The sequence below is a fragment of the Aldersonia kunmingensis genome (genome assembly GCF_001646865.1).
Lineage (GTDB): Bacteria > Actinomycetota > Actinomycetes > Mycobacteriales > Mycobacteriaceae > Aldersonia > Aldersonia kunmingensis.
Window position 1 is genome coordinate 1 of record NZ_LRRB01000003.1, and the last position, 10,544, is coordinate 10,544.

At 65.0% G+C, this 10,544-nt stretch carries 11 protein-coding genes; 1 reads left to right on the plus strand and 10 read right to left on the minus strand.

The window, feature by feature from the left end; translation table 11 throughout:
- The 4 genes from A8G08_RS00400 to A8G08_RS00415 all read right to left on the minus strand — a co-directional run.
- On the minus strand, positions 1–241 hold a 241-nt coding region (locus tag A8G08_RS00400), incomplete at its 3' end, for a CoA transferase (protein WP_187344410.1).
- On the minus strand, positions 238–915 hold the full coding sequence (locus A8G08_RS00405) for a PaaI family thioesterase (RefSeq protein WP_068268852.1): 678 nt from the start codon (positions 913–915) through the stop codon (positions 238–240). The genes A8G08_RS00405 and A8G08_RS00400, both read right to left, overlap by 4 nt.
- Positions 912–1,682 carry an enoyl-CoA hydratase/isomerase family protein gene (locus A8G08_RS00410; protein WP_068268853.1) on the minus strand — a complete coding sequence of 257 codons (771 nt, stop codon included), beginning with the start codon at positions 1,680–1,682 and terminating at the stop codon, positions 912–914. Before A8G08_RS00410 ends, A8G08_RS00405 begins: the two co-directional genes overlap by 4 nt.
- A gap of 4 nt (positions 1,683–1,686) precedes the next feature.
- Positions 1,687–2,871 (minus strand): aromatic ring-hydroxylating oxygenase subunit alpha, encoded by a 1,185-nt coding sequence (locus A8G08_RS00415; protein WP_068268855.1) that lies wholly within the window; start codon positions 2,869–2,871, stop codon positions 1,687–1,689.
- Between the two features lie 111 nt (positions 2,872–2,982).
- Between A8G08_RS00415 and A8G08_RS00420 the strand changes: the two genes are divergently transcribed.
- Positions 2,983–3,537, plus strand: a complete 555-nt coding sequence (locus A8G08_RS00420) for a TetR/AcrR family transcriptional regulator (RefSeq protein WP_068268867.1) — start codon at positions 2,983–2,985, stop codon at positions 3,535–3,537.
- Between the two features lie 17 nt (positions 3,538–3,554).
- On the opposite strand, the gene A8G08_RS00425 is transcribed toward A8G08_RS00420, so the two are convergent.
- The 6 genes from A8G08_RS00425 to A8G08_RS00450 all read right to left on the minus strand — a co-directional run bounded on the left by A8G08_RS00425 (position 3,555) and on the right by A8G08_RS00450 (position 10,102).
- Entirely contained in the window at positions 3,555–4,214 is a 660-nt protein-coding gene (locus A8G08_RS00425) for a TetR/AcrR family transcriptional regulator (RefSeq protein WP_068268857.1), read from the minus strand.
- A gap of 110 nt (positions 4,215–4,324) precedes the next feature.
- Positions 4,325–5,842, minus strand: coding sequence for a class I adenylate-forming enzyme family protein (locus tag A8G08_RS00430; protein WP_068268859.1), 1,518 nt, complete (start codon positions 5,840–5,842; stop codon positions 4,325–4,327).
- Between the two features lie 54 nt (positions 5,843–5,896).
- Entirely contained in the window at positions 5,897–7,126 is a 1,230-nt protein-coding gene (locus A8G08_RS00435; RefSeq protein WP_068268863.1) for a cytochrome P450, read from the minus strand.
- Between the two features lie 4 nt (positions 7,127–7,130).
- Positions 7,131–7,370 carry a ferredoxin gene (locus A8G08_RS00440; RefSeq protein WP_068268870.1) on the minus strand — a complete coding sequence of 80 codons (240 nt, stop codon included), beginning with the start codon at positions 7,368–7,370 and terminating at the stop codon, positions 7,131–7,133.
- Positions 7,371–7,384: 14 nt separating this feature from the next.
- Positions 7,385–8,257, minus strand: coding sequence for an SDR family NAD(P)-dependent oxidoreductase (locus A8G08_RS00445; protein WP_068268864.1), 873 nt, complete (start codon positions 8,255–8,257; stop codon positions 7,385–7,387).
- A gap of 129 nt (positions 8,258–8,386) precedes the next feature.
- Positions 8,387–10,102, minus strand: coding sequence for an FAD-dependent oxidoreductase (locus A8G08_RS00450; protein ID WP_068268866.1), 1,716 nt, complete (start codon positions 10,100–10,102; stop codon positions 8,387–8,389).
- Positions 10,103–10,544 lie beyond the last annotated feature (442 nt).

The following is a 10,544-nucleotide window of genomic DNA, read 5'->3' on the forward strand; positions in this document are numbered from 1 at the left end:
CCACGCTGCGCAGGTCGAGGACGACCGACTTCTTGCCGCGGTTCCAACGCAGGTGCATGAAGGCCGGTCCGTCCGGATCGCCGATCGCCCGACTGCCCCCGACACGGACGGGATCGCCCGTGGCCGATTCGACTTTGATCACTTCGGCGCCGAGGTCAGCGAGGTGCCCGCCCAGCGAGGCCGGCGCCAACTGGGCGACCTCGAGGACCCGCACGCCGTCCAGCAGCGAGAATCCGCTCATCGGTTGCTTCCTTCCAGGTCTTTCGAGATGTTCTGCGTCTGTTCGGGTTTGAGTTCCACCCAGAGCCCGTCGACATCGGCGACGAGGACGTCGCCGTGGTACATCGTGCCGCGCATGAAGCGCTTGCGGCCCTGTTGTCCAACGAATTCGGCCGTTACGTCGAGTTCGGCATGCAGCGGCGCGGGCGCGCGGAAGTTCACGTTCAGATATGCGGTGCGGCCCCAGGGCCGGCCCGCGCTGTTCGCCAACCGGGCGAGGATCTCGTCGAAGATCAGTGGCGTGACCCCGCCGTTCATTGCGTACCGGCCGGAGTGGAACCGCCCGATCGTCACCCGGCCGGACGCGGTGGTTTCGGTGACCATGTCGATGTGCAACTTCGGCGCGAGTGCCTGTCCGTGGCCGGCAAGATCCCAGCGCTTCCCCGAGATCTGGGCGTCCTCGTCGACCTCGAACTCCCGCATTAGTCGCGCGATCACGCGCAGTGCATCTGCTGCCCCGGCGGCGCCCGACGGCGACGGGCGACTGCGGGTGACCGCTTCCTGGACCTCGCGTAGAGCCTCGATCAGGTCCGCGTACTCGTCGCCGGAATCGGTTGTCGGGCAGAACGGGTCGTCCCAGGACGGGTTCCAGATATCGACCGTTGCAGTCGATTGGGTTGGGTTGTCATCCTTCATCGGGCCGACACCCCATTCCGATCACGGGAGAAGAACCCGGCGAAAAGATCGGCGATCGGGCGGGGACGCAGCGTGCTGCGGGACACGGCATTCTCCCGGTCGTAGCGCGCCCGCAAGTCCCGTCCGTGGCCGCCGAGCAGGAGCGCCTTGATCTCGCGCAGCGCCTCCGGCGGCTGTTCGGCGAGCTGGATCGCCGCGGCAAGGGCCGCCGCCTCGACATCACCGTCCGCAGCGTAGCGAGTGAGCAAGCCGATCCGGTATGCCTCGTCGCCCCCGACGGCCCGTGAAGTCATCAGCAGGTCCCTCGTCTGCCCGGCACCGACCAGGCTGTCCAGGAGCCAAGTCAGGTTCGCCCCACCGTAGCGGGCGGCGGTGACGGTGAACCGGCTCGCCGGTCCCCCGACCCGCAGGTCGGAGCATGCAGCGATGATGGTCCCCGCGCCATGCGCCGCACCGGCGACGGCGGCAACGGTCGGTTTCGGGAACATGAGGTAGCGCCACAGCAGCTCCTCGCGTTCGAGCATCGCGTCCATGGTCGCCTCGGCCGACATCGCAGCGAGTTCGGTGAGGTCGTAACCGGCGGAGAAGGCGTCCGGACCTGCACCGGTGACGATCACTGCGCGGACGTCGTCGTCGCCGGCGGCGTCGGCGAGCACCGCGTCGAGCTCCCGCTGCAGGGCAAGGGAGAGCGCGTTGCGCACGTCCGGGCGGTTCAGCGTCAACCGGAGTACGCCCGATGCGGGAGCGTCCCGAAGCAGGTCGGTCATCGGGTTACCGAGCCGCAGCGAGCTGCGCGGCGCGTTCGCGGTCGAGCGCCTCGACGTCGCCGGCGACCATGTTGTGGAAGAGCTGTCCGGGCAACTCGTTTCGGCCGTAGATCAACTCGTCGACCTGTCCGAACGCGGCGTTCTCGGTGATGGTCTTGGTGACCAACCAGTCCTCGGCATGCAGGGTCTCCATCAGCAGGTCCCAGTTCTTCTCGAGGATCCGTTCCTCGCGTGGGGTCTCGGGCTCCTTCGGGGACAGCAACCGGATGGTGCAGTAGCTGACGTTCGGATCGTCCTTGTCCGGGACGATGGTCCAGATCTCGAAATGGTTCGGTTCGGTGACCAGCATCGTGCCCGGGTAGATCGTGTAGTTCGCGAGCGAGTAGTCGCGGACGTCGAAGCTGTCCGGGTCGGCGTCGCGAACCTCGGTGATGGCTTTGCGCGCCACCACGAGTCGCCACGACCGGTCCACCACGTCGAGTGCGGTGATGTTGCCCTCGAGGTAGTTGCACACGGTCTTCGTGTGCAACTGGCACAGGTGGTAGGAGTCCTGCACGCCGTCGACGGCGATCTTCCAGTTCATGTCCAGCTTCCAGGTCTCCTTGCGCACCTGGTACGAGTCGGTCATGCCGGTATCGGTCACCTCCGCGTCGTGCTTGGCGCCGAGAACCGTGGCGATGTCGAGGTCGGCGCCGACCGTGGGTACCACCCACACCAGGCCGTGCCGGACCTCGCACGGGAACTCGACGAGGCCGTACTCGTTGCGGTCCATGCCCTCGAAGCCCTCGGCGTGCGGGAGTCCGCGCAGCGCACCGTCCTTGCCGTAGGACCAGTTGTGGTACGGGCAAGCGAAGACGCGCTTGCAGCCCGACTCACCGAACTCGACCTTGGATCCGCGGTGCCGGCAGACATTCGAGAAGGCCTTGACGCTGCCGTCGCTCTGCTTCACAACGAGCAGCGGGGTGCCGATCAGTTCGGTGGTGAGGAAGTCACCGGTCTTCGTGAGCTCGTCGACGTGGGCAACGATGTGCGGGAATCGCCGCACGACGTCGCGCTCCTTCGCCGCGAGTTCGGGGTCGTTGAACACCGAGAACGGCACGCGGAGCAGGTCGTCCGCGTAGTCGGTGGTGTCGTTGTCCACGTGGGCGATGAGCCGCTGCGTGAGCCTGATCTTCTCGTCGCGCTGCATGCCTCCACAATGACACATGAGACAATCACTGTCTAGCGTCTTATCGCGGCTGATTCGCGATACGGTACGAGGGTGGAACAGACCGACAACGACGGTTCGGCCGACGTACGGATGAAGATCTTGACCGCCGCCGAGGCGTGCTTCGAAAGATTCGGCATCAATAAGACGACGATGGAGGACGTCGCCCGTGGCGCCGCCATGTCACGCGCGACGGTGTACCGATATTTCGCCGACCGTGACAGCCTGATTCTGGAGTCTGTTGTCCGACGGGCCAGGATGAACATGGAACCGGCGCGGGCCCACATCGCGCAGTGGCCAACTCTCGAAGAGCGGATCGTCGAAGGCATCTGCCAGAACGTGCGCAGGGGTCACCGCGACCCGGTGATGCACCTGCTGGTGTCACCCGACGCGATGACGCTGGCAACGTCGCTCTTGACGACGTCCGGCAAAGCCCTCGAGTTGACCCGCGAACTATGGGAGCCGATCTTGCGGGAAGCTCAGCAAGCGGGTGAACTCCGCGACGATATCGACCTGGAGATGTTGTGCGAGTGGATTTCCGAGCTGGAAATGATGTACATCAGCCAGGAACGTGACGATGCGGATGCGCTCGACCGCTTCCGCGAGAAGCTGCGACAGTTCCTGGTGCCGGCGCTGCTGAGCCGTTGACGGAGTCGCGCCCCTTGTTACGTTTTTGAGGGCTGGCGACGCGAACGCCGGGCCGGCGCCTTTCGCTCGGCCGGGTGCGGCATGAACGCGGGCAACACGAACTGTCGCATCATCTGCCGGACTTCCGGATCGTCGGGCTCCGCTTTGTCCAGTCGCGGAACGAGCATCAGCTGTACCAGGGTGATCCACACACAGGCCTCGTCGGTGGAGATGTCGTCACGCATCTCGCCGCGGGCTTTGGCCTCGTCGAATATCGGCCCCCACAGCTCCTTGGTGAGGCTCGTCGCGAGGGGAATCGTGTCGATCCACGACTCGCCGCCGACACGTTCGGGGGTGACGAGGATCCGCACGACCGGATCCCGGATGCCGTCGTACACCAGGAAGATGAGTCCCTCGATGAGGGAGTCCTCGAATGTCTCGCACTCCAGCAAGAACATTCGACCCCGATCGAGTGTCTGGTGCGCACGCCACCGAATCAACTCGGTGATCAGGGTGTCGCGATCCTGGAAGTACCGATAGACGGTGGGGCGCGACACCCCTACGGCCTGCGCGATGTCTTCCATCGTCGTCTTCGACATCCCGTACCGGAGGATCAACGATTGGGCCGCATCGAGGATCTGCAGCCGAGCGGCCTCCGCGTCGGAGCTCAGCACGCCGGTGCTCTTCCTTCTTGCCATCGCCGTCTCCAGATACCTTCCGTGTCCGCGACCCAAACGAGCCAGGCGTTACAAGTGACGGTACACGTTCTGCGTCGGTTGCGACGCCAACCGCGGTCCGATTAATTCGGTCAGCGGACCTTTTCGAATCGATCGGCAACGTCGTCGTATTCCACTCGAATGCGGGCCTTGTCCAGCTTGCCGCTCGGCAGCCGCGGCAAAGGTTCGTCGCGAACGACGACATAGCGAGGAACCTTGTAGTCGGCTAGCACCTCGGCACAGCCGGCGATGATCGACTCCGCTCCGAGTTCGCCTGCGGCGGTGACGATCGCTGCGGGTGTTTCACCGAATCGCGAGTCTTTCGCCGCGATCACCACGACCTCCTCGACGCCGCCGAATCCGGAGATGACGGATTCGATCTCGACCGGTGAAATGTTGATGCCACCCGAGATGATCAGATCCTTCAGCCGGTCGACGAACATCAACCGCCCGTCCGGGTCACGTTTGCCGAGGTCACCACTATGCAGCCAGCCGTCACGCAGTGCCTGCGAGGTGGCTTCGGGCGCCTCCCAGTAGCCGGGAGTGACGCCGGGACCACGCAGCAGGATCTCCCCCTCTGCGCCGGGTTCGCATTCGGTGCCTTCGGCGTTCACGACCTTCAACTCTGTGAAGATCGAACCCGAACCGCAGGTGTCGGGATGCTGCGCGGACTCGGACTCGAGCGTCGCGGTCGCCACGCCACCGGCCTCGGTCATGCCGTAGATCTGCCGCAGAGCGACGCCCTTGGCCGCCCACGCCTCGAGGAGCGGAACCGGGACCGCGGCGCCGCCGACGATGGCCGTCCGCAGGGACGACAGGTCGGCATCAGCGAACTCGGACGCGCCCGCGAGGGCCTGGAAGATCAGTGGCACACCGAAAATCGCCTGGATCGACTCTCGCTCGAGAATTCGCACCGCGCGCGCGGGATCGAGTTCGCGCTCCACCACGATCGTGCCGCCGAGCACGATCGACATCACCAGGCCCCATACGAGTCCCGGCGTGAACGCCAGCGGCAGTACCAGCAACGTCCGCGAACCCGGGCGTAGTCCTTCCTCGGTGAGCGATGCCTCGAAGACGATGTTGAGCAGTGTGCGATTGGTGCAGATCACGCCCTTCGGGAGTCCAGTCGACCCGCTCGTGAACAACAGCGCAACCGGATCGTCGGGATCCCGGTCGATCCGGTAGTCATCGGCATCGCCGTTGCGCAGGGCGTCGATATCCTCGAACGAAATCCGCCCGAACTCGGCCCCGCGGCGTTTCGCCTCGTCGAGTTCATCGTCGAATCCCGTTGCGACCAAGACGAGATCGACACCGGCCTCGGTGATCACCTTGTGCAGTTCGGCGCCCTTGAGCCGGCTGTTGAGCGGGACCAGCACCGCGCCCGACTTCAGCACGCCGAGTGCCGCGACCGGCCACTGCACCGAGTTCGGCGACAACACCGCCACGCGCTGTCCGGGCCCGATGCCGGCACTCGCGATGCGTCGCGCGACGCGGCTCGTCCAATCCTGCAGTTGCCGATACGTGACCGTCTCGTCGGCGACGACAATCGCACGCTCGTCCGGCTTCGTTGCGGCCCACCACTTCAGGGCGGACCCGACGCTGAGTGCCATGATTCTCCAAATCGTGTTCGACGACGAGCGGTCGATTCGCTCCCGACGTTTCGGTCAGTTAGTGGGTGTGAAAGTGATCGGTAGCCGGACGCAACCGCGTACCTGAGTTGCGTGCATGATCGGCGGATCATCCTGTACCAGTGCGTAATCGGGCAGGCGGCGATGAATCTCGGCCATTGCGATGTTGAGTTCGATGCGGGCGAGATGGGAGCCGAGGCAGCGATGCGGTCCGGCTCCGAACGACAGGTGCCGGTTCGGCGTCCGATCCACGAGCAGCTTGTCGGGCTCGTCGAATTCGGTGCCGTCCCGGTTCGCCGAACACAGCATCACGATGAGTTGCTCGCCCTCGGCGATACGAACACCGCCCAGTTCGACATCCTTGGTGGCGCGGCGACCGGCGATCACGGCGGCTTCGATCCGCAGAATCTCTTCGACCGCGGTGGGGATCATTTCCGGATCGGCGACGATCTCGGCGCGCTGCGCCGGATTGTTGGCGAGGTGCACGATCCCCCATGCCAACGAACCCTGCACCGTGTGCAGGCCCGCAATGAGCAGCAGGAAGAACATCCGGTAAAGCTCTTCGTCGGTCAGCAGCCGAACCCCGTCCGCCATCTCGATCGGGGTGTTGATGATCTGTGCGGTGAGGCTGTCCCCCAGATCCTCGCCGGCGCGCACCCTTGCCACGATCGCACCGAAGTACGCGAAGATCTGGTTGGCGGCATCCTCGCGCGCCTTCGCCGATTCGGCCTCACTCGCGCCGGGAATCCCCTGCAGTGCGATATCGGTCGCTTCGGTGAACATCGCCGCGTCGTCGAGCGGCCAGCCCATCAGCGCAAGGAACACCCGGGTTGGTAGTTCGTGTGCGAACTCGGTGATGAACTCGGCGTGTCCGCGGGCCGCGAACTCGTCGATGAGTTCGTTGACCACCGCTCGAATCTGCGGCTCGAGCTCCTTCATCCGCTTCGGGCTGAACAGTGGCTGCAGCGCATGACGGTAGTAGGTGTGCTCGGGCGGATCGAGTTCGATGGGGATGAACTTCCCCTGGCCCGCGTTCACGAGGTTGTTCGGGTAGCTGGAGAAGGTCTCGGGGTCGCGCAGGACCTCGTGAATCTCCTTGTACCGCGTCACGATCCAGTGTCCGCCGTGGGCCGTGGAGTAGACCACCGGTCCACGTTCGCGAAGTGCCGCGGCACGCTCCTGGAACACGTCCACGGGCATGGCCAGCGACTGGTCGTAGACGTCGAAATCGACGACGAGGTTCTCGGGTAGGTCTGTAACGGTCACGTTCTCAGCCTTCTGTTTTCGGTGATGCAACGATGCTCAACGCCCGTTCCGGGCACATATCGACGACGGCACGCAGGTGCGTGCGCGCGTTTGCGGGAACAGGGTCCACGAGGACGAGCGGGTAGCCCTGGTCGTCGCTGTCGACAAGTTCGGGCGCTTCCCCGTAGCACAGTCCATGTCCAGCACACGCCTGCCGATCGATCGTGAGCGAGACCGGAGGATTCTCCGCATCGGTATTCGGCATCGTCGCGCTCGGGTTCACTCGCCGAGCAATCCCGGCTGGGGGGCGTCTTCCTCGAAGGTCATGGCGACCCGGGACAGCGTTCCACCGTCGGTGGCGGGCAGCGTCAGCCCGGAGATGTAGGCCGAATCGTCCGAGACGAGGAATAGGGCAACCTTGGCGTTGTCGACCAGCGAGGGCGGACGCCGCAGCTTGAGCGGGATCGGCGACACGCCGGCATCCCACGGTCCGGCCGACTCCTCGTAGGACTGACCGACCACCGGCGCACCCGCTTCCATCAGGAAGTTGGGTGACATGCCGTGAGTGGGGGCGATCGCGTTCACGCGAATGCCATAGCGACCGAGGTCGAGACTCAGGCCGCGGACGAGTCCGTTCACGCCCGCCTTGGTCGCCGAGTACATCGCGATGCTGTGGTACGCGGCGAATGACGCCGCCGAGGACGTCGCCAGGATCGTGCCGCCGCCGTTTGCCCGCATTGCCGGCACGGCCGCCTTGCACGAGTACACGACACCACTCAGGTTGACACCTAGCACATGCTGCCAGTCGGCGTCGGTCAGGTCCTGGAACTCGACCTGCTCGCCGCCGGCCACGGACGGGACACCGCCGCGGGACACCACGCCGGCGTTCGCCCACATGATGTCGAGCTTCCCGAATTCTTGAACCGTCGTCTCGACGGCCCCGTACACGGCGGCCTCGTCGCTGACGTCAGCGGTGACCGCGATCGCGCTACCACCCTGCTGCTCGACCAGTTTCACTGTCTGCTCGGCACGTTCGCCGTCGATGTCGACGACGGCCACCCGTGCGCCCTCGCTCGCGAACAGCTGTGCGCCCTGGCGCCCGAGTCCGGATCCAGCGCCGGTGATGATGGCGACCTTGCCCTCAAGCTTCATCAGATTTCCTCTTTCGTGTGATGTTTTTTTCGCGTCCAGCCGCACCAATCGGCTGTGCGACGCGGGACTCGAGCGGGGCCTTGCGATAGTTGGCCGAACCGCCCTGGGACTGCTTTTTATCTTATGCCATTAGATAATTTGGGTCAATTGTCTTTCTCGTTCCGGTTCTGCACAAACAGGATTCGTCGCATGCCTGGCGATCGTCACCATCGCATCGATATCGACCAGCTTCGCCCGCGGCCTGCCTGCGGCGCGCCCGGCGGCGCGCTCATGGGCGTCGATCGCCTTCCAGTTCGCGTAGCCGAGCCAATCCGGCTGCCGCCGCTGCACGAGATCGGCCAGATCGGATCGGCCCCGCCGGGGTGCGGCGAGAAGGCCCGATCGGAAGTCCGCCACGAGGTGGCGGACGGTCTCCGCCGAGCAGGACTTGTTGGTCCCGATCACTCCCGACGGTCCTCGCTTCAGCCAACCTGCCGTGTAGACCCGCGGCACCACGCGACCGGTGGCCGGATCGAGTACCCGCCCGCCGGCATTCTCGATAGTGGAACCGGGTCCGGCGGACGGGAGTCCTGCCACGCCGACACTCCGGTAACCGACCGAACGCAGCACCAGGCCGCATTCGAGCTGGTCGAAATCCCCCGTCGGCTCGGCCACCAATGCCGAATCCGACCCAGCGGAAAGACCGTTGCGCACGAAGCGAACGCCTTCCACTTTGTCCGTTCCGAGTATCTCGACGGGTGAACGGTGGAATTGCAAATTGATCCGGCGCTGCGCGGATTCCTTCGAGCGCATGGCGTATTCGTCGATCAGGCTGGTTTTCATCGCGACGATGGGGTCGTCGTGCACACGATCGCCGAGTGCAGCATTCTCCGCGGTAACTGCAAGGCCGGGGACCGTCCCGAGTCCTAGTAGTTCCGGGGTGGTGAAGGCCGCCTGCGCTGGTCCGCGGCGGCCGACGACCACAACCTCCCTGATCCGGCTGTGCGACAACGCCTCGAGCGCATGCTCCGCGATGTCGGTGCGGGCGAGGTCCGCAGGGTCTGTCACGAGAACGCGGGCGACATCGAGTGCCACATTGCCGTTGCCGATGACCACGGCGCGCTCGCCGGACAGATCGAACCGTGCGTCCGCGTACTCGGGATGGCCGTTGTACCAGGCGACGAACTCGGTGGCAGAGTGACTGCCGGCGAGGTCCTCGCCCGGAATGTTCAGACTCCGGTCCTTCGGCGCTCCCACGGCATAGATCACTGCATCGTGGTGCTCGAGTAGTTCCTCGTGGGTCAGGTCGCGGCCGGCCTCCACGTTCAGGTACAGGTCGACGTTTCGCCGACCGACCGTCTGCGCGAACGCTTTTGCGACGGCCTTGGTCGACTGATGGTCGGGTGCAACGCCGAACCGGACAAGCCCGAACGGGGTCGGAAGCTTCTCGAAGATCGACACCTCCACCCCGGCACCCAACTGAGCGCAGAGTTCTTCTGCCGCATAGCAAGCCGAGGGGCCCGAACCCACGATCGCGACCCGCAACAGCGCGTTCGAGTCCATCCGTTCGACGACGGTGGCCGGGGTCGAATCCGGTGCCGGTTCCGGCCGCCCGCTCGCGTAGTACGCGGCGTTGAGCTCACCGAACCGTTCCTGGTCGGCATCCAGATCGAAGTCGGCGACGATGGCCTCAACCGGACACACATCGACACACGCCCCGCAGTCGATGCATGTCTGCGGGTCGATGTACAGCATCTCGGCGCGCCCGTAGTCGGGTTCGCCGGGTGTCGGGTGAATGCAGTCGACCGGACAGACCGGTACACAACTTGCGTCGCTGCAACAGGATTGGGTGATCACGTGGGCCATTGCGCCCCTATCGCCGAGGAGCGGATCGGGGGTTGGATCCGCAGATTTGTGAACTGGTTATCAACGTTACAAATGACGTTATCTGTAATACGAATCAGTGTCAAGGGTCACACCAGTGGGGTTGCCGCCGGACCACTCCCACGGGCGTCGCCCCACGATCACGTCGGACAGGGGCTTGTGCAAAGAACCTAACGGCTTTAGGCTACGCTGGCGTACTGTGAACCACCTCACACGTGTTCTTCGCGCTCAGCGCGGTTCTCGGAAGGAATCAATCCAATGCCCGAACGGCACAAGCTCGCCAGACCGCTGACCGTCGCGGTCGCGCTCGGCCTCGGCCTCGGTCTCGTTGCCTGCAGCGACGACTCCGATACCGCCGAATCTGCGTCCACCGCCTCCGACCAGTCCTTCGTGGGCGATCCGGTGAAGGTGATCACGGTCGCCC

What these genes read in the sequence shown, in the direction of transcription:
- A8G08_RS00405 (WP_068268852.1), bottom strand. Translation starts at nt 915, where the DNA reads ATGAAGGATGACAACCCAACCCAATCGACTGCAACGGTCGATATCTGG.
- A8G08_RS00410 (WP_068268853.1), bottom strand. Translation starts at nt 1,682, where the DNA reads ATGACCGACCTGCTTCGGGACGCTCCCGCATCGGGCGTACTCCGGTTG.
- A8G08_RS00415 (WP_068268855.1), bottom strand. Translation starts at nt 2,871, where the DNA reads ATGCAGCGCGACGAGAAGATCAGGCTCACGCAGCGGCTCATCGCCCAC.
- A8G08_RS00420 (WP_068268867.1), top strand. Translation starts at nt 2,983, where the DNA reads ATGAAGATCTTGACCGCCGCCGAGGCGTGCTTCGAAAGATTCGGCATC.
- A8G08_RS00425 (WP_068268857.1), bottom strand. Translation starts at nt 4,214, where the DNA reads ATGGCAAGAAGGAAGAGCACCGGCGTGCTGAGCTCCGACGCGGAGGCC.
- A8G08_RS00430 (WP_068268859.1), bottom strand. Translation starts at nt 5,842, where the DNA reads ATGGCACTCAGCGTCGGGTCCGCCCTGAAGTGGTGGGCCGCAACGAAG.
- A8G08_RS00440 (WP_068268870.1), bottom strand. Translation starts at nt 7,370, where the DNA reads ATGCCGAATACCGATGCGGAGAATCCTCCGGTCTCGCTCACGATCGAT.
- A8G08_RS00445 (WP_068268864.1), bottom strand. Translation starts at nt 8,257, where the DNA reads ATGAAGCTTGAGGGCAAGGTCGCCATCATCACCGGCGCTGGATCCGGA.
- A8G08_RS00450 (WP_068268866.1), bottom strand. Translation starts at nt 10,102, where the DNA reads ATGGCCCACGTGATCACCCAATCCTGTTGCAGCGACGCAAGTTGTGTA.